This is a genomic window from Bacillus bruguierae (assembly GCF_037104725.1).
Taxonomy (GTDB): domain Bacteria; phylum Bacillota; class Bacilli; order Bacillales; family Bacillaceae_G; genus Bacillus_A; species Bacillus_A bruguierae.
In genome coordinates this window covers 730,353-754,311 of record NZ_JBAWSX010000001.1, presented here as the reverse complement: position 1 = coordinate 754,311, position 23,959 = coordinate 730,353, and the positions used below count along the sequence as shown (strand labels likewise).

General features: G+C 36.5%; 24 protein-coding genes, 3 pseudogenes and 1 riboswitch. Of the genes and pseudogenes, 13 read left to right on the top strand and 14 right to left on the bottom strand.

Annotated features, from left to right (window positions below; genetic code table 11):
• Positions 1-81: 81 nt before the first annotated feature.
• On the bottom strand, positions 82-732 hold the full coding sequence (spoIIM, locus tag WAZ07_RS03845; RefSeq protein ID WP_090914071.1) for a stage II sporulation protein M: 651 nt from the start codon (positions 730-732) through the stop codon (positions 82-84).
• 124 nt (positions 733-856) lie between these two features.
• Here spoIIM and WAZ07_RS03840 point away from each other — a divergent pair, with 124 nt between their 5' ends.
• The gene (locus WAZ07_RS03840; protein ID WP_336471365.1) at positions 857-1,408 is read left to right on the top strand and encodes a GNAT family N-acetyltransferase; all 552 of its coding nucleotides are present in this window, start codon (positions 857-859) and stop codon (positions 1,406-1,408) included.
• Between the two features lie 59 nt (positions 1,409-1,467).
• Here the strand turns inward: WAZ07_RS03840 and WAZ07_RS03835 are convergent, their stop codons facing one another.
• Complete coding sequence (locus WAZ07_RS03835) at positions 1,468-2,007, bottom strand: NUDIX hydrolase (RefSeq protein ID WP_090914066.1); 540 nt, start codon at positions 2,005-2,007, stop codon at positions 1,468-1,470.
• Positions 2,008-2,081: 74 nt separating this feature from the next.
• On the opposite strand from WAZ07_RS03835, the gene mciZ reads away from it, so the two are divergent.
• The gene (gene mciZ, locus WAZ07_RS03830; protein ID WP_090914064.1) at positions 2,082-2,210 is read left to right on the top strand and encodes a Z-ring formation inhibitor MciZ; all 129 of its coding nucleotides are present in this window, start codon (positions 2,082-2,084) and stop codon (positions 2,208-2,210) included.
• Positions 2,211-2,263: 53 nt separating this feature from the next.
• On the top strand, positions 2,264-3,178 hold the full coding sequence (locus tag WAZ07_RS03825) for an aldo/keto reductase (protein ID WP_336471364.1): 915 nt from the start codon (positions 2,264-2,266) through the stop codon (positions 3,176-3,178).
• A gap of 26 nt (positions 3,179-3,204) precedes the next feature.
• Here WAZ07_RS03825 and WAZ07_RS03820 read toward each other — a convergent pair whose 3' ends face one another.
• Positions 3,205-4,032 carry an aldo/keto reductase gene (locus WAZ07_RS03820; RefSeq protein WP_336471363.1) on the bottom strand — a complete coding sequence of 276 codons (828 nt, stop codon included), beginning with the start codon at positions 4,030-4,032 and terminating at the stop codon, positions 3,205-3,207.
• 181 nt (positions 4,033-4,213) lie between these two features.
• Entirely contained in the window at positions 4,214-4,756 is a 543-nt protein-coding gene (locus tag WAZ07_RS03815; protein ID WP_336471362.1) for a DinB family protein, read from the bottom strand.
• A 211-nt stretch (positions 4,757-4,967) separates the two neighbouring features.
• Between WAZ07_RS03815 and WAZ07_RS03810 the strand changes: the two genes are divergently transcribed.
• On the top strand, positions 4,968-5,933 hold the full coding sequence (locus tag WAZ07_RS03810) for a quinone oxidoreductase family protein (protein WP_336471361.1): 966 nt from the start codon (positions 4,968-4,970) through the stop codon (positions 5,931-5,933).
• 39 nt (positions 5,934-5,972) lie between these two features.
• On the opposite strand, the gene WAZ07_RS03805 is transcribed toward WAZ07_RS03810, so the two are convergent.
• Both WAZ07_RS03805 and WAZ07_RS03800 read right to left on the bottom strand, forming a co-directional pair.
• On the bottom strand, positions 5,973-6,488 hold the full coding sequence (locus WAZ07_RS03805; protein ID WP_336471360.1) for a GrpB family protein: 516 nt from the start codon (positions 6,486-6,488) through the stop codon (positions 5,973-5,975).
• Between the two features lie 24 nt (positions 6,489-6,512).
• Positions 6,513-6,773, bottom strand: a complete 261-nt coding sequence (locus WAZ07_RS03800; protein ID WP_336471359.1) for a DUF3886 domain-containing protein — start codon at positions 6,771-6,773, stop codon at positions 6,513-6,515.
• A 603-nt stretch (positions 6,774-7,376) separates the two neighbouring features.
• On the opposite strand from WAZ07_RS03800, the gene WAZ07_RS03795 reads away from it, so the two are divergent.
• Positions 7,377-8,966, top strand: coding sequence for a bifunctional metallophosphatase/5'-nucleotidase (locus tag WAZ07_RS03795; protein WP_336471358.1), 1,590 nt, complete (start codon positions 7,377-7,379; stop codon positions 8,964-8,966).
• A gap of 257 nt (positions 8,967-9,223) precedes the next feature.
• On the opposite strand, the gene WAZ07_RS03790 is transcribed toward WAZ07_RS03795, so the two are convergent.
• On the bottom strand, positions 9,224-9,682 hold the full coding sequence (locus tag WAZ07_RS03790) for a ribbon-helix-helix domain-containing protein (protein ID WP_336471357.1): 459 nt from the start codon (positions 9,680-9,682) through the stop codon (positions 9,224-9,226).
• A gap of 178 nt (positions 9,683-9,860) precedes the next feature.
• Between WAZ07_RS03790 and WAZ07_RS03785 the strand changes: the two genes are divergently transcribed.
• Positions 9,861-10,862 carry an alpha/beta fold hydrolase gene (locus tag WAZ07_RS03785; protein WP_336471356.1) on the top strand — a complete coding sequence of 334 codons (1,002 nt, stop codon included), beginning with the start codon at positions 9,861-9,863 and terminating at the stop codon, positions 10,860-10,862.
• A 143-nt stretch (positions 10,863-11,005) separates the two neighbouring features.
• Here the strand turns inward: WAZ07_RS03785 and WAZ07_RS03780 are convergent.
• A pseudogene (locus WAZ07_RS03780) lies at positions 11,006-11,950 on the bottom strand (LacI family DNA-binding transcriptional regulator).
• Positions 11,951-12,063: 113 nt separating this feature from the next.
• Positions 12,064-13,230, bottom strand: coding sequence for a cation:proton antiporter (locus tag WAZ07_RS03775; RefSeq protein ID WP_336471355.1), 1,167 nt, complete (start codon positions 13,228-13,230; stop codon positions 12,064-12,066).
• Positions 13,231-13,580: 350 nt separating this feature from the next.
• Here WAZ07_RS03775 and WAZ07_RS03770 point away from each other — a divergent pair, with 350 nt between their 5' ends.
• A complete protein-coding gene (locus tag WAZ07_RS03770; protein WP_336471354.1) occupies positions 13,581-14,504 on the top strand; it encodes an alpha/beta hydrolase in 924 nt (307 codons plus the stop codon).
• 8 nt (positions 14,505-14,512) lie between these two features.
• On the opposite strand, the gene WAZ07_RS03765 is transcribed toward WAZ07_RS03770, so the two are convergent.
• Positions 14,513-14,971: a DUF4352 domain-containing protein gene (locus WAZ07_RS03765; RefSeq protein WP_336471353.1), complete on the bottom strand. Its 459-nt coding sequence runs from the start codon at positions 14,969-14,971 to the stop codon at positions 14,513-14,515.
• Between the two features lie 424 nt (positions 14,972-15,395).
• Between WAZ07_RS03765 and WAZ07_RS03760 the strand changes: the two genes are divergently transcribed.
• A complete protein-coding gene (locus tag WAZ07_RS03760; RefSeq protein ID WP_336471352.1) occupies positions 15,396-16,493 on the top strand; it encodes a serine hydrolase in 1,098 nt (365 codons plus the stop codon).
• 430 nt (positions 16,494-16,923) lie between these two features.
• Here WAZ07_RS03760 and WAZ07_RS03755 read toward each other — a convergent pair whose 3' ends face one another.
• Positions 16,924-17,166 carry a DUF2552 family protein gene (locus WAZ07_RS03755; protein WP_090914031.1) on the bottom strand — a complete coding sequence of 81 codons (243 nt, stop codon included), beginning with the start codon at positions 17,164-17,166 and terminating at the stop codon, positions 16,924-16,926.
• Between the two features lie 143 nt (positions 17,167-17,309).
• On the opposite strand from WAZ07_RS03755, the gene WAZ07_RS03750 reads away from it, so the two are divergent.
• On the top strand, positions 17,310-17,513 hold the full coding sequence (locus tag WAZ07_RS03750) for a CDGSH iron-sulfur domain-containing protein (RefSeq protein ID WP_336471351.1): 204 nt from the start codon (positions 17,310-17,312) through the stop codon (positions 17,511-17,513).
• Positions 17,514-17,547: 34 nt separating this feature from the next.
• Here the strand turns inward: WAZ07_RS03750 and crcB are convergent, their stop codons facing one another.
• Positions 17,548-17,901, bottom strand: a complete 354-nt coding sequence (crcB, locus tag WAZ07_RS03745) for a fluoride efflux transporter CrcB (RefSeq protein ID WP_336471350.1) — start codon at positions 17,899-17,901, stop codon at positions 17,548-17,550.
• Positions 17,898-18,302, bottom strand: coding sequence for a fluoride efflux transporter FluC (locus WAZ07_RS03740; RefSeq protein ID WP_336471349.1), 405 nt, complete (start codon positions 18,300-18,302; stop codon positions 17,898-17,900). The genes crcB and WAZ07_RS03740 overlap by 4 nt, the downstream gene beginning before the upstream one ends.
• 696 nt (positions 18,303-18,998) lie before the next feature.
• A riboswitch (FMN riboswitch) is annotated at positions 18,999-19,142 on the top strand.
• Positions 19,143-19,444: 302 nt separating this feature from the next.
• On the opposite strand from WAZ07_RS03740, the pseudogene ribD reads away from it, so the two are divergent.
• From ribD to ribH, 4 genes and pseudogenes are all read left to right on the top strand, one after another.
• Positions 19,445-20,604, top strand: a pseudogene (gene ribD / locus WAZ07_RS03735) (bifunctional diaminohydroxyphosphoribosylaminopyrimidine deaminase/5-amino-6-(5-phosphoribosylamino)uracil reductase RibD).
• A complete protein-coding gene (ribE, locus tag WAZ07_RS03730; protein WP_090914023.1) occupies positions 20,538-21,182 on the top strand; it encodes a riboflavin synthase in 645 nt (214 codons plus the stop codon). Before ribD ends, ribE begins: the two are co-directional and overlap by 67 nt.
• Positions 21,183-21,195: 13 nt before the next feature.
• The gene (locus WAZ07_RS03725; RefSeq protein ID WP_336471347.1) at positions 21,196-22,389 is read left to right on the top strand and encodes a bifunctional 3,4-dihydroxy-2-butanone-4-phosphate synthase/GTP cyclohydrolase II; all 1,194 of its coding nucleotides are present in this window, start codon (positions 21,196-21,198) and stop codon (positions 22,387-22,389) included.
• Between the two features lie 386 nt (positions 22,390-22,775).
• Positions 22,776-23,237 carry a 6,7-dimethyl-8-ribityllumazine synthase gene (gene ribH, locus WAZ07_RS03720; protein ID WP_020059455.1) on the top strand — a complete coding sequence of 154 codons (462 nt, stop codon included), beginning with the start codon at positions 22,776-22,778 and terminating at the stop codon, positions 23,235-23,237.
• 189 nt (positions 23,238-23,426) lie between these two features.
• Here ribH and WAZ07_RS03715 read toward each other — a convergent pair.
• Positions 23,427-23,645 (bottom strand): annotated as a pseudogene (locus WAZ07_RS03715) (hypothetical protein); the annotation flags it as partial.
• Between the last annotated feature and the right edge of the window lie 314 nt (positions 23,646-23,959).

Genomic DNA, 23,959 nt, shown 5'->3' with positions numbered 1-23,959 from the left:
CTTACCCCATTATATCAGAAGAAGGGCAACTGTCAAAAGAAAAATAATCAAAATTACTTGATAGTAATTCTCAAAGTATAATTACTTTTTATTAATAGTATCCATGACTTGTTTCATAAAATTTGGCGATAAATATGCCTCAATTCCCGAAGAAGCCGCTAACACCGCACCGATAATAAGAAAAAAGCAAGTGTAGCGCATAAAAAGTGGTAACAATGGCTCATTTACTTTGCGAATAAATTGATGACGAATCATACGCAGCGAAAAACTAGCTGCAATCGTCGTCATAATAAGAAACGTTGGTATGATAATTAAATTTTGGGGAAGTACAGCTACAAATGCTAATAATAAGCCGTTCCATCCAAGTTGACTTACTAAAAAACCTACTGTAAATCCAACAACGACTCCTTTTAAAAATAATAAAATAAAAATAAGTGGTAAACCAATGATGGAAATGCCTAAAATCCAAATAAAGCCAATGTATTTCAGTTGCGATAAGTAACTTTCTCGAAACATCTCACCCGCATTTGCAAATTGTCCTTTGGAAACTTGTCCAAAAAAACGACTCAAATAAAAGTACAAATCTTGCTTTTGACTTACTTGTAAACTATTCACAAGAATTGCTCCAAAAATAACTCCCATTAATAAAAGGACAGCTACAAATACATATAATGAAGCGTGTTCTTGTACATGATATGTTACACGATCTTGCCAAGATGATTTCCTTAGCATATTATGTCCCTCCGTTCTTCCTCTTACTAGAATGTATGAGAGAAAGAAAAAAGTATGACGAATTAGCATTGAAATTCCACGTCACTTTGCTAAACTTAAAAGAAGAGAATAGGAGGGATTTCGTTTGAAACAACTATTATTAGATTTTCCAACATTATTTCAAACTGAGCGCTTACAAGTGCGGAAACCATTCCCAGGTGATGGGGCGGAAGTTTACGAAGCAATTCAATCTTCTTTAGAAGACTTACAGCCATGGATGGCTATTACACATGAAACTGAAGAAAGTGCAGAGTCAGCAGTTAGAGAAGCACATGGAAAGTTTTTACTTCGTGAAACATTACCGTTTCATCTATACGATAAAACATCGGGTACTTTCATCGGTGCACTCACTCTTCACCCAGAAAATTGGGATATCCCAAAGTTTTCGATTAACTTTTGGCTTCATAGCTCTTATACAAAACAAGGATATATGACAGAAGCATTAAAAGGAGCTGTTCAATTCGCTTTCGATAAACTTGGAGCAAAACGTCTTGAAATTCGCTGTGATGCGAATAATACAAATACACGATTAGTTGCAGAACGCCTAGAATTTATTCTAGAAGGTACGCTCGAAAATGATTTCCTTGCTCCTGATGGTAGTTTATGTGATACGTGTGTATATGCAAAAATACAATAAAATGAGTAGCTAGTCATTTTTACATTCTAAAAAAATAAACACTTGCATGAAGCGAGTGTTTATTTTTTTAATTGTAAATATTGAATTGCAAACATTGTCTTTGCGTCATGGATACGTTGTTCTTTTATTAGTTGCAGCGCTTCTTCTAATGATACTTCCATTAACTCGACGAACTCATCCTCATCAAGATCCGCTTTGTTTTCCTTCTTCTTCAATCCAGTCGCTTCATATACGTACACAATTTCATCTGCAAACCCCGGTGAAGTGTAGAATGACGTAATGAGCTCCATGTTCTCACATATGTACCCTGTTTCCTCTTCTAATTCACGAATTGCTGTTACTTCAGGTTTTTCCCCCTGCTCCAACTTTCCAGCAGGAATTTCTACAAGCGCTTTTTCCATCGCTTTACGATACTGTTCAACTAACACAATTTTCTCATCATCTGTAATTGCAATAATTGCTACCGCACCAGGATGCTTCACAATTTCACGTTTACTTGTCTCACCATTTGGCAACACTACTTCATCAACACGAACTTTAATTACTCTTCCATCAAAAATAGGCTCAGTTGCAACCGTTCTTTCTTCAAGATTACTCACAAGACTTCATCTCCCTGTTCTATTTCCTAGTCTTTCTTCATACATTCTATCACATCGAAAGGAGCGAAACGAAAATGAAAGTGTATATTTTACCAAATCGAGTAACGTTAGTCGGAAAAGCTTGGGAAATTCGTCATACGCTAAAACAATATGAACAACGTTATAAAACTGTTCATAACTGGATTACAAATACACAAAAGTAAAGTGTTTGTGTAACTCCTTACGCTTTCGTACAATAAAAGTAAGGAGGAGAATTATGAAAACACGTCAATTGGGAAATTCAGATTTATATGTAAGTGAAATTGGACTTGGATGCATGTCACTTGGAACAAATGAAACAGAGGCCATTCAAATCATTCATGAAGCATTAGATTTAGGCATTAATTTTTTGGATACAGCTGATTTATACAATTACGGATTAAATGAAGAGTTTGTTGGAAAAGCATTGCAAGGAAAACGAGAGCAAGTTATCCTTGCCACAAAAGTTGGGAACCGTTGGACAGAAGAAAAAAATGGTTGGTCCTGGGATCCTTCTAAGACATATATAAAAGAAGAAGTAAAAGAAAGCCTACGCCGATTAAAAACGGATTATATCGATTTATATCAGCTGCACGGCGGAACAATTGAAGATAATGTAGACGAAGTCATTGAAACATTTGAAGAACTAAAACAAGAAGGATTCATTCGTCATTACGGTATTTCTTCCATCCGTCCTAATGTCATTCGCCAATATGCAGAGCACTCTAATATTGTAAGTGTTTTAATGGAATATAACATGTTCAATCGCCGCCCTGAAGAATGGATTCCGCTCTTGCAGGAACACCGTATTAGTGTAATTGCCCGCGGCCCACTTGCAAAAGGCTTATTAACGAATAACAATGAGCAAAAATTAGCTAAAGTGAAAGAAAAAGGCTATCTCTCTTACAACTTTAATGAAGCAAAACACGCTGTATCTCGTATAAAAGAAATAACTGATGAGCGATCTCTAACAGAAACCGCGCTCCAATATTGCCTGCATACGTCAGCAATTGCAGCTCTTATTCCAGGCGCTAGCTCAATTGGCCAATTACGCGAAAATGTAAAAGCAGGTACTACACATGCATTGACAGACGAACAATATAAACACATTCAAGCACTCTTAAAATTGGATACATATGAATCTCATCGTTGAAAAAGCTACCGAAAATCGGTAGCTTTTTACATCGTATCATATTTCTCTGGATTGGTTCCTGAACGCTTATTACAATCTAATTGATCAATTTGGTGCACTTCTTCTTCTGTTAATGAAAAATCAAAAATATGGAAATTTTCTGCAATGCGAGATGGTGTAACAGATTTCGGAATTGTTACAATGCCGCTTTGAATATCCCAGCGCAAAATAATTTGAGCAGGTGTTTTTCCATATTTCTTAGCAATTTCTTGAATAATAGGATGTTCAAACACCTCTCCGCCTCGCATAAGCGGACTCCATGCTTCCATTTGAATTTGTTCTTGCTGACAAAAATTACGAAGCTCAACTTGTGCTAACATTGGATGGAGCTCGACTTGATTCACCATCGGTTTAATGTGACAGTTTGCTAATAAATGTTTTAAATGATGAATATGAAAGTTTGACACACCAATCGCACGCACTTTACCTTCTTCATACAATTTTTCAAGCGCACGATATGTATCTACATACTTCCCACGTATCGGCCAATGAATTAAATATAAATCAACATAATCCATCTGTAATTTCTTTAAACTTGTATCGAAAGCTTTCAGCGTCGTTTCATATCCTTGTTCATCGTTCCATACTTTCGTTGTAATAAACAACTCTTCGCGAGCAATTCCAAATTCACGAATCGCTTCTCCGACACCGCTTTCATTTTCATAAATGGCAGCTGTATCAATAGAACGATATCCGATCTCAAGAGCAGTCTGCACTGCTCGTTTTACTTCCTCTCCTTCTTTCGCTTTATATACGCCTAAACCGAGCATTGGCATTTTCACGCCGTTATGAAGTGTTGTTGTTGGGATATACATAAAAAAATCCTCCTTTCCTTCATTTCAACAAGAAAGAAATAAAAAGTCAAAAGAAAAGCGATTTGTTCACAAAATTTTGTTATGTTAAAAATTAGAAGGAGGTATATAAATTGAAAAAAGATTAATCATTTTCAGCACATATTATTGAACGTTAGCAGAATAACATGTCGCATCACTTATTTTAGTAGACTTCTTTTTTAATCATTCTCTCCTTCTCTTCTTTATACCATTTGCGAAGCTGTTTAACATGAGCCTGGTGATATCTATTATGATCTGCTATATGCCAAATGCCCCATCGGATAGTTGCAGTTGCTCCATCCTCATAATCAACTATTTTATTCAATTGTTTGTCAGTTAACTGAAAGCAAATAGACTTAAACATGTTAAATATCTCATCATAATCAGAAAGAATCCTTTCTAAAGAAACTCCATAAATCAATGGGATTTCATTGTTTTTATCTAACATAGGTCCGTACTTATCTTCAAGAAGTTCCGGTACTGGCTCACCCTTAATTCTAAAAACCCAGTTAAGGTCTACATATGCCAAATGCCTTATTAATTGTGCTGTACTGTTATATTTCTGATTTGGCCCCTTATAATCTAATTCCTCCTGTGACATATCTGCAACAATGGATATTAATCGCTTATAATTACCATCTACAGCAGAATAAAGCATACCTACAATGGGCTCCATTTGGGATTCACCTTTTAAATCTAAAATCATTAATCTCCACCTCACTCAAAATTAAATGAAATCTTTCATCCTACGATAATACAATTCAACTTTGTTTCAAACCAACACCAACGCATCTGCCCATACATAGAAGCAATCCGCACCTTTCCCCACTTTTTCCAAAACGTAATCCCTTGCTTTCCTCGTCCTTTTATCTTACAGTGTAAGCGTAAAACAAAATACACAAAGTAGAGGAAAAAAGATGAAAGCTCTTATATTTAACACATTTGGAGAACCAGAAGTATTACAATATAAAGAAATCCCTAATCCTGTTATCGGACCTAATGAAATTCTTGTAAAAATGAAAGCAATTGGCTTAAATTTTGCCGATGTTTATAGAAGAAAAGGTAATTATCACCTTGCTGGTAAACCACCATACATTTTAGGTTACGAAGGTGCTGGAATTGTAGAAATGGTAGGAAATAATGTTACGGCAATAAAGCAAGGAGACTCTATCGCATTTGCAGATGTTCCTTATGCAAATGCAGAACTTGTAGCAGTTCCAGTAGAGAAGGCAATTCCACTTCCTCATCATATTTCACATGAAACTGCTGCTTCTATTTTACTACAAGGTTTAACAGCTCACTATTTAACCCGCGATAGCTATACGGTAAAAGAAGGAGATATTGTACTCGTACACGCTGCTGCCGGTGGTGTTGGGCAACTTCTTGTACAAATTATAAAGTTATTAGGTGGCAAAGTGATTGCACTTACTTCTTCTATTCAAAAAGCAAAAACTGCTGAAGCAGTTGGTGCAGACTGGACCTTTTTGTATGAGGATGATTGGAAACAGAAAATCATGCATACGACTAACGGAAAAGGTGTAGATGTCGTATATGAATCTGTTGGTTCTACGTTGACGGATAGCTTTGAAGCAACACGCATTGGAGGAACCGTTGTTTTTTACGGAATGGCAGGAGGCGATCCAGCGCCTGTAGACCCGCGCATGCTTATGGATACATCTAAGACGCTAACTGGCGGGGATTTATGGAATGTACTCACTTCTCTGAAAGAACGCGCTATTCGTTCTAACGAGCTATTCACGTGGATTCAACAAGGAAAGATTAAGTTATCTAAACCAACTACATTTCCATTAAGTGAAGGTGCAAAAGCACACCATCATTTAGAAAGTAGAAAAAGCACAGGGAAAATTTTATTACTTCCGTAAAACAATGATAAAAATAACGTGCCACATCTATATGGCACGTTATTTTTTCTTCATCCACTCTATCGCTCTTTGTTCCCTCTCACGAACAAATGCATCTTTTCCTTCAATATACTGCTCGATATCATATGTAAATTGTTTCGCAAGCTCTTGCTTTAACGTTGCATATGCTTCTGCCTCTTCACAATGCTCCATCATATAATCACGAAAAGAGAGATGACGCATAATTTCTTGGTTACCTGTTTCATATACATGTAAATGATAACTTCGCTTTTCTTCTGTACCGTATATGTAGAAACGCCGTCCCGAAATACCATTTTCACCTTTTGATGTATAACCGAGTTTTTGGAAGATATCATTCCAACTATCCACTTTATCAATATTTGCAACTTCCATAATCATATCAATAATCGGTTTTGCCGCTAACCCTGGCACAGATGTACTGCCAATATGGTGAACTTTCACATGTTCTGGCATTGCTTCCTTTAAACGTTTCGCTTCTTTCTGAAACTTTTCTGCCCAATGATTTTCATAGGGTACTACTTCCACTTTTCTCATGCCCATCCCTCTTATACTCGTTTCTTACTTAAAGTCTTTCCATGACAAACTACTTTCACTTAATAATTCTTCAAATGATTTATTTTTTTCCCGTTCACGCTGTTCTTTGCGCTTTCTCTCTAATTCCATTTCTTTTTTCTGTTCTTCTTGCTCTTTTAACTCTTTCTGCTTACCTTTTAGTTGCTTCATTAGAGTTTCATTCAATTGATCTCCAATTGTTATTGCTTCTTTTTCCATCTTCATTGGTGTTTGGTTCTGCGTACGCTTTTGTTTTTTCTTTGCCATAATCAAATCACCTTTTACTTTTTTCTTTATTATAGTAGAAATTGTGAATTAGCAGCAACCAAAAGGATAGTTTCGCTATTTTGCTACACAAATCCTAGCTTTCTCTATATACAAGCGAGGTGAAAAACGACATAAAAACCTCTTTTCGTTTTAGGAGGGGCGAGACCATCTAAAACGAAAAGGGGTTTATGTCAGATTTTTAATTTGGATTTATATATATAAATCCAAATTACTTTCCAACACACAAGTCGCCGCTATGCTGAACAAAAAATAACCTGCCACTTTCTTTCTCTCTTTGTTTGAACTTCGCACGTGGAAGAAAAAGGCCCTGACCGCCTCTACGCATGGCCAGATGCTCTCGACCATCTAAAAAGAAAAAGGGTTTATGTCAGGTTTTTAATTTGGATTTATATATATTGAACACTCCAAATAGGTTTATAGAGTTAACCGCTTTCAATTAATTATTTATTTTCTATATAAAAATAAAAGTTTTTTTTGTGAATTCTTTTAAAACAGCAATTTTTTTATAGATTGTTTTCTCGTAATCTATTAAAATTGTGTCGTATGATGTCAGATTTATATAAAAGGGGGAGAAACAAAAACATGTGGAAAAAAATTATACCTGCAGTTGCTGTTTTAAGCACAGTTACATTCTCAAGCGTCTTTGCAGCACCACCAATTTCTACACCAGCACAAGAAAATCGTTACATTGATGTTCAAATGCTGGGCATTAATGACTTCCACGGTCAATTAAACACAGTAACAAAAATAAACAATAAGGATGCGGGTGGTGTCGATTACTTAGCTACATATTTGCGTGATCGCGAAAAGCAAAACCCAAATACATTACTTGTTCATGCCGGAGATGTAGTTGGAGGAAGTCCACCAATTTCTGCTTTATTACAAGATGAGCCAACAATTGAGATCCTCAATGATCTTGGCTTTGATGTTGGCACACTTGGAAACCATGAATTTGATGAAGGTATAAATGAAATGCGTCGCCTTATTTACGGTGGGTATCACGAGAAAACAGGAAACTTTAAAGGCGCTCAGTTCCCTTACGTTGCAGCTAACGTCTATAATAAGACAACAGGACGCTTATTCTTACCACCATTTACAGTTAAAATGGTACAAGGCGTTCCAGTCGGTTTTATTGGTGTTGTCACAACAGAAACGCCAAACGTCGTTATGCCAAAAATGATTGAAAATGTACAGTTCACAGATGAAGTAGAAGCAATTAACAAATCTGCCGAGCAATTAAAACGATTAGGCGTAAAATCAATTGTTGTACTAGCACACAATCCTGGTACAACGGATGATAAAGGAATTACAGATGGGGATCTCATTCGCTTAGCCCAAAATACCGATTCAGAAGTCGATGTCATTTTTGGCGGGCATAACCACGCATATGTAAATGGAACTGTAAATGGGAAACTTCTTGTACAAGCTTATTCGTACGGTGCTGCTTTCGCAGATGTTGATTTAAAAATTGACAAGAAAACAAAAGATATTGTAGAGAAAAAGGCTGAAATTGTTCCAACATTCCGCGACGGCATACAACCAGATTCACAAATTCAGAAAAAAGTCGAACAATATAAAGAAAAAGTTGCTCCTCTTGTAAATGAAGTTGTCGGCAAATCTGCAACTGCTTTAGACAGAAAACAATCACCTGCTGGAGAATCAACGCTCGGTAACTTAATTGCTGATGCACAGCGCAGTGCGATGAATGGACAAATTGCTCTTATGAATCCTGGTGGCATTCGCAACGATTTAGACGCAGGAGATATTACGTGGGGAGAATTATATGGCATTCAACCTTTTGGCAATCAATTAATAAAGTCAACATTGACTGGAAAAGATATTCGTGACATTTTAAATCAGCAGTGGCAAAAAGATAAAACACGTATGCTCCAAATTTCCGGCATCACATATAAATGGGATGATAATAAAGCAGTTGGTGAAAAAGTCGTTGATGTACGTCTATCAAACGGTGAATCCCTCGTTGATTCGCAAACATATACTGTCGTGGCAAATGCCTTTTTAGCTTCTGGCGGGGACGGTTTTGTTTCATTTAGAAATGGAAAAAATGCAGAGGCAGGCCCGAATGATTTAGATGTACTAGTAAATTATGTGAAACAAGCAAAATCACCAATTGAAGCAAAAATTGATGGTCGTATTCAAAAAATAAATTAGTCATTATAAAATACAGATTTAGAGTCTTTTTCAAACCTTATTACCTATAATATATAAATTTTAAAAAAGCGACATAAAAACCCCTTTCTTTTTAGGGAGGACGAGAGCATCTGGCCGTGCATAGAAGCGGTCAGGACCTTTTCCTGCCACATGCGAGGTTTAAAACAAAGGGAGCATGCATTCTGTATAGCAGCCACTCATATGTCGAAAAATGAAAATGGATTTATATAGTGGAATAAAAGCGGGAAATCCCGCTTTTATTCTTTTTCACGATATCTTTTTAAATATTCTTCCAGCGCAATTTCAACAATTTTTGACTTGTGCACACCATTTCTAACAGAAAAACAATCTAACTGTTCTAATATTTGCTTTGAAAGAGAAAACGTACGTTTTTTTTTCTCTCCTTGTTGGATAGAAGTAATACACATTCCATACTCCTGTTTTTGCAACAACTTATAAATATTTTGCAATTGCTCATAAATGAGACGTTGATAATCTATTTTTTCCTGTTGTATGCTCACAGCTTCTTTTAATTGTAAATGACGAGGCTCTGCTCCCTTCCCAACAAACATCCTTTTTTTCTGTTCATTATCATATTCATATCCGAGCAATCGTAATTTTTTTGATAGTGTATATGGACTCATTTCTAGTCGTTTCGCAACAATTGCTATCGGTTCATGATTATTTAAACGATCAATAATTTCACCAATCTCCACCTCCTCCCTCCTCTCCCTTAAACATAACGTGAAACTTCTATCTTTAAGCATCTTACTGCTCATTCGTGCGGGATAAAGTTATTATGTTATGATACAATGATTTCTTATTAGTATATTTAGTATATGATGAAAAAAACGACACCGTTCACTATATTGCGCTCAAAAGGAGGTCTCTCTCATGTTCAGTCGCAGCAGCACTCCCTCTTTTTACGATAAAAATAAGCAATTGATTTCAAATAGCATTGCTACAATTGAAAATGTTCTTATAAACAATCGCAAACAATCGTTGCTCATTCGTGGGCAAGATCTCAAACAACCGCTTTTATTATGTTTACACGGTGGACCAGGAATGGCTCATATTGGCTTTACACGCCATTTCCAAAAAGAACTTGAGAAACATTTTATTGTTGTCAACTGGGATCAACGCGGAGCAGGAAAATCCTTTTCATGGCGAGATTTCAAAGAACCGCTAACAATTGAGCAATTTATTTTGGATACACATAAACTAATTGACTATCTTCTAAACAAGTTTCAAAAAAAGAAGTTATTTCTTGTTGGGCATTCCTGGGGGAGTATCATTGGATTATCTGCTGCACGGCAATCTCCCCAATCCATCGAAGCCTATATTGGAGTTGGTCAAATTGTGCATATGAAACAAAACGAGAAATTACTTTTTGAACATTTAATTCAATCCGCAAAACAGCACGGACATGACCAGGCACTCGCTTCTTTAAAAAAACTTGGAAAACCACCATTTCTAGATAAAAAACGATTACTTATTCAAAGGAAATGGCTTGGTATCTTTGGGGGTGCTATTCAAAATGGGACATTTTTTTCGTTCATTCGAAAAGGATTTTTTTCATCTGAATACTCATGGATAGATTGGATAAAATTTTTTAGTGGAAATATAAAATCCGGAGAATTATGGAGAGAAATGTTAACAATTGATTTCTTTTCACAAATTCCAAGCGTCTCGTTTCCTGTCTATTTTTGTTCCGGACGCTATGACTATCAAACACCTTATGCACTTGTACAACAATATTGCGATGTTCTGAACGCGCCTATCAAAAAAATGATTTGGTTTCCTAACTCAGCCCATTCTCCACACTTTGAAGAACATGAACGTTTTACGGAAACGTTACTCGAAATTAAACAAGAACACTTCTTACTGCACCCTTGAATACTTCGACTTTTTCTATATTTTATAAAAAGGATTGTGCACTGCATGAAGCATGTTTCTTGTTCAAAGTGAAACTTCTATCAATCGAACTCTTACTGCCTACAAGTAGCGAAATAGAAAAGGTGCGTGTTCTCACGCCCTTTTCATTTGGTTGACTCTCTCTCAATTAGAATGAAATCTAACTTCTCTATATCTTGGTTATATTCCGCTTTTTTTATTTTTGCGATTAATTTATGAATAGCAACTTTCCCTATACTTGTTATCGGCTGCACAATTGTCGTTAAAGACGGCGTAGACCACTCTCCTTGCACAGTTCCGTTCAAACCAATAACCTGTAAACGTTCTGGAATGGAGATATGTAATTTTTGCGCAGCACGGATAAAATCAATTCCGACAGTATCACTACAAGTAACGATTCCATCTATATATGGATGTTTTCTCAATACCTCTGCAGCTATTTGTTCTAAATCTGTCTCTCTTCTATGCGTTTCTATCACTCGATAAGATATCTTTTTCTTCCAAACCGCGTCTAAAAAACCAGTGAAATGTTCTTCTATCGCTTCATTACTTGGTTCTTCATGAATATAAGCAAGAAAGTGACATCCTTTCTCTTCTAGAAACGAAACAGCTCGCATTGCTCCATTATAGTACTGCGAAGCCATTTCCTCGATTGAATCTACAATTACAAATGGAACTGATACTCTTTCTTTTTGTAACCCTTCATATACATCACGTGTCATAAGAATACCAGCAATATTATTTTGTTCCAATATATCCATGTAACCACGCTTACGTTTCACATTACATATCACGATTTGATACCCTTCTTTATAAGCTTCTTCTTCAATAACCGTAAGAAAGGATAAGGATGCTGGGTCTTGTAAGTCAGATACAAGTAAAGCAATCATGGTGGAAGACTTTTTAAATAAAGCTTTGGCTACCGCATTTGGTTTATATTACAACTCCTCAATTGCACTCTTCACTTGTTTTACCGTATCTTCATGGACATATCCTTTTTCATTTAACACTCGTGAAACTGTCGCGACTGAAACTCCTGCCAACTTTGCAACATCACGTATCGTTGCCACATCTTCACCCCTCAGCATGGAAATGGTTTACAATTTTAACGTAAAACAAATTGACCACCACGTCAAGGTTATTGTTTTATATTTCTGAAAATTGTTACATAAAAAAGAAGTGCTTACAGAGCACTTCTTTCCTCTTTCAATTGTTTGTCTTTTATCGCAAATGTTTTCTTCAACATTGGTGGTGTAATCATCGTTGTCAAAATAACAACAATAACGATTGCTGTAAAATAATCTTTTGCTAATAATCCTGACGTAAGACCTTGTCCAGCAATAATCAGCGCTACTTCACCACGCGAAACCATTCCAGAACCAATGATTGTAGAAGACTGTAAATTAAAGCCCGTCATCCGCGCTCCAAGACCACAACCAATTAATTTTGTTAACACAGCAATTACTGTTAAAATGGCAATAAACCAAATTTGATCTCCAATTCCTGCAAACGTAATATTCATCCCAATACTTACAAAGAAAATAGGAACAAACATTGCATATGCAATTGGTTCAACTTTCTTCTCAACTTCATGTTTATAATCTGTTTGAGAGATAGCAATCCCTGCCGCAAACGCTCCGATAATTCCCGCTATTCCTAATAATTCTCCGAAATAAGCAAAAGAAAAACAAATAATAAGGGCTGCGCTAATAATAGATTCTGACACGCGAAGCGGAGAAAGCCAGCGCATAATCATCGGAACGCCTTTCCATCCGATTAAGATTATAGCTGCGAAGAAAACAACCTTTTTCAAAATAACCATTGTTAAATTCACATCATCTGCACCTAAGAAGCTCATTGCAAATGCAAGTAAAATAACAACAAGGATATCATCAAATACAGCGGCGCCAAGCATTGTTGTACTTTCGCGCGTTTTCATTTTCCCTAAATCTCGAAGCGTTTGCACAGAGATGCTAACGCTAGTTGCACAAAGAAGTAAGCCTAAAAATACTGCATTTGCTTGCTCCATTCCCATAATAAGACCGGCAACATAGCCGCCTAGAAACGGCAAAATAATTCCACCAACTGCTACTGCGAAAGAAGAATTGCGATTTTCATTCAGTTCCTTTAAGTCCGTTTCTAATCCAGCCATAAACATGAGGAGAATAACCCCAACCTCACTTAACTGCTTTAGTAAATCCGTATTATCAATTAATCCTAGTACCGCTGGACCAATTATAATACCAACAATAAGCTTACCAAGTACAGATGGTTGCCCTAATCTGACACTTAAGTCACCTGCAAGCTTTGTACTTAGCAAAATTACTGCTAATTGAAAGAAAAATATCATCTCATCTCTCCTTTTCCTATTTTACTCATTTGAATAATTATATATGATTTATACTAGTCTGTGAAATTATCAAATCCATACCTTTACGCAATTATTATGTGTATTTTTTCCCAATAATTTCTTGTTATAAAAAAACTTCCTATTTATAAAACATAGATATTTTTCTTAGTCAGACCCCTTATTAATCTTACAAAAAAAATTTTCAAACTTAATTTTAAGTAAGATTATATCTCTATCATAGTCAATATTTCCTCTTTATATTGTGAATTCCTACCACCCTTGCTGCTCTCACCTTTTCATATGGTTATGATACAATGTAATTATCATATGTACTATATGGAGGATAGAATATGAAAGCGTTTTGGACAGCATTACTATCGATAATCGGTACTCTTATTGGAATTGGCATGTTCTTTACGAATAAAGTCATGTATTTAAAGAAAAAAACAGAAGAAGAAATTTTAGAACGTGAAACAAAACAACATTTTCGCTTGGAGGATTTTGAAGCTCTACAGAAAGAAGAAGTATACCTCTCTTCTCAATTTGGTTATAACATCCATGGTTACTATATTCCTGTTAGCCATTCAAATAAGTTCATGATTTTTTGTCACGGCGTCACCGTCAACAAAATAAATTCTATTAAGTATGCAAATTTATTTTTAAACAGAGGATTCAACGTGTTTATTTATGATCATCGCCGCCACGGCCAAACAGGCGGCAAAACAACAAGTTATGGTTATTACGAAAAACACGATTTAAAAACGGTAGTGGATTGGCTCAAACAACGATTCGGTTCAAATATTACACTTGGTATTCATGGTGAATCTATGGGAGCAGCAACGCTCCTGCAATATGCAGGTATGGTTGAGGACGGTGCTGATTTTTACATTGCTGACTGTCCGTTCTCTGATTTTTACGAACAGCTTCATCACCGTTTAAAAGTTGAGTTTCATTTACCAAAATGGCCACTTTTACCAATGGCTAATGCATTTTTAAAAGTACGTGATGGTTATACGATTCGGGAAGTTTCGCCAATTGAATGTGTGAAAAATATTAAAAATCCTGTATTATTCATCCACAGTAAAGATGATGATTACATTTTATGCAATATGACGCAATCATTGTATGAAGCAAAAGACGGAGCAAAAGAACTCTTTATTGCCGAAAAAGGAGCTCATGCTTGTTCGTATGCAGAAAATAAAGAAGAATATGAAGCTGCAGTTGATCAATTTTTAACAGCATATGTAAACGAAACAAAAAACAGGCTCGCATAAGCCTGTTTTTATTTTAAGGAAATAACAATCGGTTTATCTTTAGCAAAAGAAGGAGCAAATAATAATTCAGATGCCATCTCTTCTTTAGGTATTTCAAATATAATGCTCGATTGCAATGAATCGTATGATTTTAGCTGTCTATCATGCAATACACTTGTATTCCTTTTCGTTTGAACAACTCCATATATTTTTCCGGTTTCCGAAATAACATTAAACTGAGAAGGCTTAACAATAATACTTTTGTTTCTACTGTTCTTTAAAGAAAAGTTTACAACAAGAAGCGTGTAATTATTTTTTGCAGTCCATACATCATAATGCGGTACACGATTTACATTTTTTATAACAAAATCTATTTGATGATCGGATAAAATACCTTTAACACTTGATTTATTAGCCTGCTCTTCCCTATTGCATCCAGCTATGCAAAAGAAAATAATACTACTTATTATAAATAATCGTTTCCACAACAACTTCCACCTTCTTTGCTGTTTCTATCGATTGTATGTTGCACACATTGGATGTTTTTATGCATTAGGAATTAAATATCCATGGTACTGATACAAATTTTATCCCGCATTAACGTGCAGTAAGACCCCCACCTCAAGATTGAGAGAGAAGCGAAGAAGATAGGTGGGGGATAACTGCCCGTAAAAGCCCGATTGGGCGGGCTTTCCATCAGTGGGCGATGAAAAAAACCTCCACTGATGGAAGTTTCACTTTATTTGTACAAATAATAACTTCAGCTTTACTCGTCATTCGAGGTGTTTGGATATGTAAAATTTCATTCCAGAAAAACAAAATTGGTAACACGTGTCATAAAAGGTAATTTTATGATATAATTATATTACAAAAGTTTACAAAATAATTAGACAGACAGAAGGAGCAGTTGAGTTGAAACTCATTAAAAGACTAGGAATTATATTACTAATCATTTTCATTTTCTTTATTGTACATAAACAAAAAGAAAATTATGATCCTGTTATGGAGTATTTAAAGACACATAAGACAGATAAAAATGTATCTTTTATTCTACAAAGAAACGGAAAAAATCTAGTTAATATACATTGTGATGAGGTAATCCCTTTAGCAAGCATGATGAAACTAATGATTGCTGTAGAATTTGCTAAACAATCTGCAGAAGGAACAATTAAAGCTGATCAACAAATTCCTTTAAGTGATTTAGAAGCTTATTATGTGAAAGATACAGATGGCTCTGCTCATCCAGATTGGATTCATTATTTAAAAGAAAAAAACCTTATTCAAAATAATCAAGTAACGTTAGAACAAGTTGCAAAAGGGATGTTGCAGTTTAGTTCTAATGCAAATGCCGACTATTTAATAGACAAATTAGGTCTTGAAAACATTAATCAAACGATAAAAAATTTACAATTGCCTCACCATCAAGAAATATATCCCCTTGTATCTGGTTTATACGTTGCTGGCAATTTAAAAAAAGAAGAGAACTTAACCGAAGACGAAACCTTTAAAAAACTGAAAGCTATGTCACAACAAGAATTTTCTAGGGAATCTATTAAGATTCACCAATGGATGAAAAATCCTACTGAATTTAAGCAGCGTAATATTCCATACCTTGACGATATGAAATTTCAAAGAATTTGGTCAGATAATTTACCAGCCGCATCTGCAAAAGACTATCTACTATTGATAGAACGACTGAATCGTAAAGACTATTTTCCACCAAATATGCAAAAAGAGTTAGACAAAATTGTCGAATCACTAATGGAAAACCCAACTAACAAGGAGTGGTTAATACATGCCGGACAAAAAGGTGGTTCAACAACAGCATTTCTATTGACAAACTCCATTCATGCAAAAGATAAAGATGGAAATATGACGGAAATAGTATTTATGTTTAATAACTTAACCGAAACTGAATATATGAACTTGAGTGAGCATTACAATGAATTCCAATTAAAAATTTTGAAAGACCAAAAATTCAGAGACCGCTTAATTAAAGATTTAAATTAATTAACAGATATACCTTATCGCTATCAATTTAACGAAACTATATAAATACAAATTAAAAAACCTTTTCTTTTTAGATGAGTAAGGGGATCTGGCCATGCATAGAAGCGGTCAGTTCCTTTTCCTACCACGTACACAGGTTAAAACAAAAGAAGAAAGCAATTGCAGGTCATGTTTTGCAGAGCAGAGACTGATATGTCGAAAAACTAAAATGTATTTATATAATTACTCTCAAAATAATAAAAACATACTACATTACTATGACAATATAATTTCAAACGATCCTTTCTGTTTACTCAGGTCGTCTTTGCTGGCTATGAAATCCCCCACATGATTACATACAAAAAGGCTAATTCATCTCCAAATGAATTAGCCTTTTTCTTATCTCAACCAACAGCAAAAATTTTATTACATTCACAATGGCGAGCTTGTATTACGCCAATACATCTGTAACTTGATCCATATTTTCAGAAATCCACTTTACTGCTTCATCAAGTGATGGAAACTCTGTTGTTTGAAATGTCACTTCATCTTGTAATAACCATACATCCTTCACTTCTTGTTGCACACCAGCAATTGACCAATGAAGTAAGCTGTACGGATGATTATCATTTAAAAACGATACCCACGTTCGCTCTGTTGCAATGTTTTGTAATGTACGTAATTGTTTGTTCATATTTATGTTCACCTTAATATATTTTTAGTATATGACTTATTATATCATTTCTATTTTCTCACAAAAAGCATTGTTTCTAAACATTGTCAAGTCATTCTAGTAAGTATATGATAAACATATGCGTTTGGTAAGGGGGTGTAACAATGGGGAAAGTACAAATTAAAGTAAATGATAATGGTTCGTTCCGCATTACAGGGGATGTGGAACTAATCGATGCAGAAGGAAATGTATTTCCAGCAAAGCCGGCATTTTCACTATGCCGTTGCGGGTTATCCAAAAATATGCCGTATTGCGATGGTTCACATAAAGGAAAATTTGAATCTGCTGTACGTGCACCGAAGGAATAAAAAAACACGCGCACAAGAAAATGTGCGCGTGTTTTTACATCCTTCCCATATAAAATCCAGCAAAAGCACTGGCAATACCTATTACATAACTCATAACAAAATATAGTAATGCTTTCTGCCCTTCTCGTTTATGTATAAATTGTACCATTTCAAGTTGGTATGTCGAAAACGTCGTAAATGCTCCCATAAATCCTGTGCCGCATAACAATAGCCACATTTTAGCTACTCCAGCACCGTATAATATACCGAGTAAAAACGAACCAATTATATTTATAAAAAATGTTCCATACGGAAAAGAATCCCCATATTTTTCTTTCGCTATCGTACTAATAAAAAAACGGGCAATTGCACCGAAAAAGCCACCGATACTGACAAGTAAAATATTCATACGTTTCCTTCTTTCCTCACACCTCGTTCATATAGCATATTCCCAACATAAAATCCGCCAAAAGAGAAAAGCAATCCCCCTATCATACTCACACTCACATATAAAAAAGCAATCCTGAACGCTTCATGCTGCAATAGCTTCAGCGTGTCCACACTAAACGTTGAAAACGTTGTATATGAACCAATTATCCCTGTACCAATAGCACTTATCATAAGCGGTGAAACTTGTTTCATCCGAAAGATAGACATCGTTAAAAATGCTAATAAAAAACTGCCACTCATATTAGCTAACCATGTTGCGAATGGAAAACCAGTAAAAGATGTTGTTTCAAAAAGCAATCCTACTCCATAGCGAGCTAAAGCTCCAATAACACCGCCTACTCCTACAGCAATATACTTCATACTTTCACCTCATTTTAGACGCTATATAAAATTTTTCATAACTACTCAGCCATACAGTTCATTTAGAAATTTGGTAAGGAGTATAATTCCAGCGAAAATACGCTTACCTATAATTGCTGCCATGAAGATAAAGTGAAACTTTAATCAGTGGGGGGTTCTCTTCATCCCCCACTGATTATCAGCCCTCACCAATCGGGCACATGCCAGCAGTTTATCTCCCACCTAACTTCTTAAGAAAAGCGGAAGTGGCTCGTTCAGAATGTGAGGGGGATGGAGCTTCTGACGTAGAGGTTTTTTTCCTCGTAGGAAGAAGCGAAGCCACCGAACATTCTAGCCACTGGAGCTGGACAATGGCTTTCGCCAAATTTTGAGATGGGAGTATTACTGCCCACGAATAGCGGGGTAAAAATGGACATACACCTCGCTGCCTTTCTTTGTTTTAAAACTTTGCGCGTGGCAGGAAAAGGCCCTGACCGCTACTATACATAGCCAGTCCCTCTCGACCACTTAAAAAAATGCTTTTCTATCGGTTTTTCATAGAGTGACTGAGTAGTTACAATTTTTCTACACTAGTATAACAAATTTATTCTCTTCGCTAATGCATGATTTAAGCTCCCCTTTATTTTCATACAATTCTTCACATTCAAATATTTTTTTATAGCCTTTTGTCTTTTTTGTGCTATAATGTGAGCAAACAGCATCCTTCGGGGTCGGGTGAAATTCCCAACCGGCGGTGATGAAGTGCACACTTCTAAGTCCGTGACCCGTTTTCAAGTTGAAAACGGTGGATCTAGTGAAACTCTAGGGCCGACAGTATAGTCTGGATGGGAGAAGGATATGTTTTCTAGTACGTATAATAGGATACTATGTTTATTTCAGCATGCACATATATACTGTTTATTTTTAAACATACATATGTTGTCTTTCATATACCATTCTTTTTTTTGCTGAAATCATACAATAACACTAGCATGTAAAAAATAGATGTTTGCTAGGCTTCTTTTCTATGCAAACATCTCGATCAACGCTAGGTTTCTTTCGCATACTCTCGTATCCTTCTTATATTTCTAGAAACATCGTCTCTCTCACCCCAAGGATTATAATCCTTGGGGTTTTTTGATTTTTTTAGGAGAGGTGAGTTTATGACAGATCAAGAATATATGGCACTTGCTTTGCAATTAGCAAAAAATACAGCTGGGCAAACAAGTCCTAATCCAATGGTCGGTGCTGTTGTTGTAAAAGATGGGAATATCATTGGAGTAGGGGCCCATTTACGAGCAGGAACTGAACACGCTGAAGTTCACGCTCTTCGCATGGCTGGTGAAAATGCTCACGGCGCAACAGTATATGTAACGCTAGAGCCGTGCAGTCATCACGGAAAAACACCTCCTTGCTGTGACTTACTCATAGCAAAGAATGTAAAACGAGTTGTTGTTGCGGTACTCGATAGCAACCCACTCGTTTCAGGTCAAGGTGTCAAGCGATTACAGGAAGCTGGAATTGACGTAACAATTGGTGTATTAGAAAAAGAAGCAAAAGAATTAAATTGTTACTTTTTTCACTACATGCAAGCAAAGCGCCCATTTGTAACGCTAAAAACAGCCATGAGTTTAGATGGAAAGATTGCTACTCGTACAGGAGAAAGTAAATGGATTACAGGTGAAGAAGCACGTGCTGATGTACACCGTTATCGCCATACACACGATGCCATTCTCGTCGGTGTAAATACAATTATTACCGATAATCCGCATTTAACAACGCGGATTGTAAATGGCGGAAAAAATCCGATTCGCATCGTGCTTGATACACATTTACGAACCCCGCTTTCATCTCACGTAATTACAGATGGCGAGGCTCCAACATGGCTTATCGTTGGAAATGACGTTTCAAAAGAGAAAATCGCAAAATTCCAATCAGGTATGGTATCTGTATTGCAAATGAAGACGAATCATATTGAAATAAACGAACTGCTCGATCTTCTCGGAGAAAAAAATATTCTTTCTCTCTTTGTCGAAGGCGGACAAACAGTTCATGCAAGTTTCTTAGAAGCAAATTGTTTTCAGGAACTGATTACTTATATTAGTCCAAAGCTAATTGGTGGTAAAGAAGCCCCAACATGCTTTGGCGGAAATGGTTTTACACAACTGGAAGATGCACTCACGCTGCATATTCAATCGATGGAACAAATTGGTGATGATATAAAAGTAGTTGCCACTCCGAGAAAAGAGGTACCTTATGTTTACAGGAATTGTTGAGGAACTTGGAACAATCGCTAATATGCAGCAAACCGGCGAAGCTATGAAACTGACAATTTCAGCACAGATCATTTTAGTAGATGTAAACTTAGGTGACAGCATTGCTGTAAACGGGATATGTTTAACTGTCACTTCTTTTACACCCTATTCTTTTACCGTTGATGTCATGCCCGAGACGATGCGGGCAACGTCGCTACAGTCACTTAGCCGCGGTTCAAAAGTAAATTTAGAGCGTGCTATGAGTGCAAACGGCCGCTTCGGTGGGCATTTTGTTACAGGACACATTGACGGCACTGGAACAATTATCGATAAAAAACGAAGCCATAACGCTGTATATTACAAAATACAATTACCAAATGAATTGCTTCGATATTGTTTACAAAAAGGGTCTGTTGCCATTGATGGTACAAGCCTTACAATTTTCGGAATAGACGAATCTTCCATCATAATCTCTCTCATTCCCCACACATTAAGTCAGTCAGTAATCGGAACAAAAATTGCTGGCGATATCGTGAACATTGAGTGCGATATGATTGGAAAATATATTGAACGTTTTATTACACAACCAACATCAAAAAAGAGCTCAATTACAGAAAGCTTTTTACAAGACAATGGGTTCCTATAAAGGAGGAGATAAAATGTTTCATCGAATTGAAGAAGCACTAGAAGATTTAAAGCAAGGGAAAGCGGTTATCGTATGCGATGATGAAAATAGAGAAAATGAAGGGGATTTTATTTCTTTAGCCGAGTATATTACGCCAGAAACAATCAATTTTATGATTACACATGGGCGCGGTCTTGTATGTGTTCCCGTTACAGAAGAATATGCCCATCGTTTAGAGTTAGAGCCAATGGTTTCACAAAATACAGATTCACATGGTACGGCTTTTACAGTTAGTGTTGATCACATTTCAACGACAACTGGTATTAGCGCTCATGAACGCGCAACAACTGTACGCGAACTATTAAACCCTACAGCGAAAGCAAGTGATTTTAAACGCCCTGGACATATTTTCCCCTTAATCGCAAAAGCAGGGGGTGTTCTTCGCCGCGCTGGGCATACAGAAGCTGCTGTAGATTTAGCAAAATTATGCGGCGCAGAGCCAGCAGGTGTTATTTGTGAAATTATAAATGAAGATGGCACGATGGCACGAGTGCCTGATTTATTAGAAATTGCCAAGCAATTTAATCTAAAAATGATTACAATTGAAGACTTAATTGCGTACCGCCGTCATCATGAAACGTTAGTGCAACGCGAAGTCGAAATTACATTACCAACCGACTTTGGTACATTTAGGGCCATTGGCTATTCTAATTCTCTGGATAATCAAGAACATATTGCTCTTATAAAAGGCGATGTTTCTACAGGTCAACCAGCGCTTGTGCGTGTCCATTCCGAGTGCTTAACTGGCGATGTATTTGGATCTTGCCGCTGCGACTGTGGCCCGCAACTTCATGCAGCGCTCGCTCAAATTGAACGAGAAGGAAAAGGAGTTCTTCTATATATGCGTCAAGAAGGACGAGGCATTGGACTGCTTAATAAATTACGCGCATATAAACTGCAGGAAGAAGGTTACGATACTGTAGAGGCAAATGAAAAACTGGGCTTTGCAGCTGATCTTCGTGATTACGGTATTGGCGCACAAATTTTAAAAGATTTAGGGTTACAACAACTTCGCCTTTTAACAAATAACCCACGGAAAATCGCAGGCTTACAAGGTTATGATTTAGAAGTTGTGGAACGCGTGCCGCTCCAAATGCCAGCAAAAGAAGAAAATAAAGCATATTTACAAACGAAATCAACCAAATTAGGTCATTTATTAAATTTATAATATATAACTACAAATTGAAAAACCGACATAAAAACCCCTTTTTTAGGGGAGGGCGAGAGCGTCTGGCCGCGCATAGGAGCGGTTGGGGCCTTTTTTTAAAACAAGAGGTGCAGACAAGTAGCCAGCATATTATATTCTGCATATGAGCAATTTGTTTGTTAAAAAATCAAAGTGTATTTATATACAATTTGAAAAACGGACATTACAAAACCTTTCTTTTTGGGTGAGCCAGAGCATCTGGTCATGCATAGAAGCGGTCAGGACCTATTCCTGTCACATACAAAGTTTAAAACAAAGGTTGAAAGCGAGAGCAGGTCTTATTTTTCTTTTCACAGCAGTCACTTCTATATTGGAAAAATTAAAATAAATTAAGGGAGAGATACATGATGGTATTTGAAGGTCATTTAGTTGGTACAGGATTAAAAGTAGGTATTGTCGTTGGGCGTTTTAACGAATTTATTACAAGTAAACTATTAGGCGGTGCATTAGATGGTTTAAAGCGTCACGGGGTAGAGGAAAATAACATTGATGTCGCTTGGGTTCCTGGTGCATTTGAAATTCCGTTAATCGCCAAGAAAATGGCAAACAGCGGAAAATACGATGCTGTTATTACGCTTGGAACAGTGATACGCGGCGCAACAACACATTATGATTATGTTTGTAATGAAGTAGCAAAAGGCGTAGCTTCACTTTCATTACAAACAGAAATCCCTGTTATCTTTGGCGTGTTAACAACAGAAACGATTGAACAGGCGATTGAACGTGCTGGTACAAAGGCTGGAAATAAAGGCTGGGAATCTGCAGTTGCAGCGATTGAGATGGCTAACTTATCCCGCCAGTGGGCATGAAGTGAAACTTCCTCTTGTGAGACACTTTCTCTCACAAGGGGTTAGCCCACCCAATCGAGCTCTTATGGCTGGTTAGATTTTCTTCCTGTTCTTACTTTTTACCAGACGTTTGAGCAGAATGAACTGATTGCATTTCAAATACAAAATAAAAGAGGCTTCGGTCTCTTTTTATTTTTCTGTTTTTCCTTCTCTCTGTCCTTCTTGCAAAATTTGAAGTTCTTGACGCACTTCTTTTAATTTTTTACCTTCTGTTTCGATTCCAAAGTACTCAGCTTGGTGTCGAAAATGCTGTTCGACCCTCTTTTGCAAATCTTTCTGTTCAGGATTTTCAGCCGCTTTTACTGGATCTGCACTAACCGCTTTTAATAAAATAAGAAAACTCATAACTGCTAATATATATCTATGCATGCGAATCCTCCAAATCACGATTAAATTCTCTCTTACTATGCACAATTACAGAATGGGAAATTCAAATACATATTATGTAATCTCTTTACAAATCCAGTAATCGCAACACTTATATACGCTTTATTACATTTTATTTACAAAAAAAGAAAGCTCCTTCATGAAGAGCTTTCTTCTCAAGTTATCACTAGGTTTATCCCGCATTAACGGGCAGTAAGACCCCCACCTCAAGATTGAGAGAGAAGCGAAGAAGATAGATGGGGGATAACTGCCCATAAAAGCCCGATTGGTTCAACTAACCATCCGTGGGGATAAAG

Bases quoted from the DNA above. Each gene is read 5' to 3' on its own strand.
- spoIIM (WP_090914071.1), bottom strand. From the start codon at position 732: ATGCTAAGGAAATCATCTTGGCAAGATCGTGTAACATATCATGTACAA.
- mciZ (WP_090914064.1), top strand. From the start codon at position 2,082: ATGAAAGTGTATATTTTACCAAATCGAGTAACGTTAGTCGGAAAAGCT.
- WAZ07_RS03825 (WP_336471364.1), top strand. From the start codon at position 2,264: ATGAAAACACGTCAATTGGGAAATTCAGATTTATATGTAAGTGAAATT.
- WAZ07_RS03820 (WP_336471363.1), bottom strand. From the start codon at position 4,032: ATGTATATCCCAACAACAACACTTCATAACGGCGTGAAAATGCCAATG.
- WAZ07_RS03815 (WP_336471362.1), bottom strand. From the start codon at position 4,756: ATGATTTTAGATTTAAAAGGTGAATCCCAAATGGAGCCCATTGTAGGT.
- WAZ07_RS03810 (WP_336471361.1), top strand. From the start codon at position 4,968: ATGAAAGCTCTTATATTTAACACATTTGGAGAACCAGAAGTATTACAA.
- WAZ07_RS03805 (WP_336471360.1), bottom strand. From the start codon at position 6,488: ATGAGAAAAGTGGAAGTAGTACCCTATGAAAATCATTGGGCAGAAAAG.
- WAZ07_RS03800 (WP_336471359.1), bottom strand. From the start codon at position 6,773: ATGGCAAAGAAAAAACAAAAGCGTACGCAGAACCAAACACCAATGAAG.
- WAZ07_RS03795 (WP_336471358.1), top strand. From the start codon at position 7,377: ATGTGGAAAAAAATTATACCTGCAGTTGCTGTTTTAAGCACAGTTACA.
- WAZ07_RS03785 (WP_336471356.1), top strand. From the start codon at position 9,861: ATGTTCAGTCGCAGCAGCACTCCCTCTTTTTACGATAAAAATAAGCAA.
- WAZ07_RS03775 (WP_336471355.1), bottom strand. From the start codon at position 13,230: ATGATATTTTTCTTTCAATTAGCAGTAATTTTGCTAAGTACAAAGCTT.
- WAZ07_RS03770 (WP_336471354.1), top strand. From the start codon at position 13,581: ATGAAAGCGTTTTGGACAGCATTACTATCGATAATCGGTACTCTTATT.
- WAZ07_RS03755 (WP_090914031.1), bottom strand. From the start codon at position 17,166: ATGAACAAACAATTACGTACATTACAAAACATTGCAACAGAGCGAACG.
- WAZ07_RS03750 (WP_336471351.1), top strand. From the start codon at position 17,310: ATGGGGAAAGTACAAATTAAAGTAAATGATAATGGTTCGTTCCGCATT.
- crcB (WP_336471350.1), bottom strand. From the start codon at position 17,901: ATGAATATTTTACTTGTCAGTATCGGTGGCTTTTTCGGTGCAATTGCC.
- WAZ07_RS03740 (WP_336471349.1), bottom strand. From the start codon at position 18,302: ATGAAGTATATTGCTGTAGGAGTAGGCGGTGTTATTGGAGCTTTAGCT.
- ribE (WP_090914023.1), top strand. From the start codon at position 20,538: ATGTTTACAGGAATTGTTGAGGAACTTGGAACAATCGCTAATATGCAG.
- WAZ07_RS03725 (WP_336471347.1), top strand. From the start codon at position 21,196: ATGTTTCATCGAATTGAAGAAGCACTAGAAGATTTAAAGCAAGGGAAA.
- ribH (WP_020059455.1), top strand. From the start codon at position 22,776: ATGGTATTTGAAGGTCATTTAGTTGGTACAGGATTAAAAGTAGGTATT.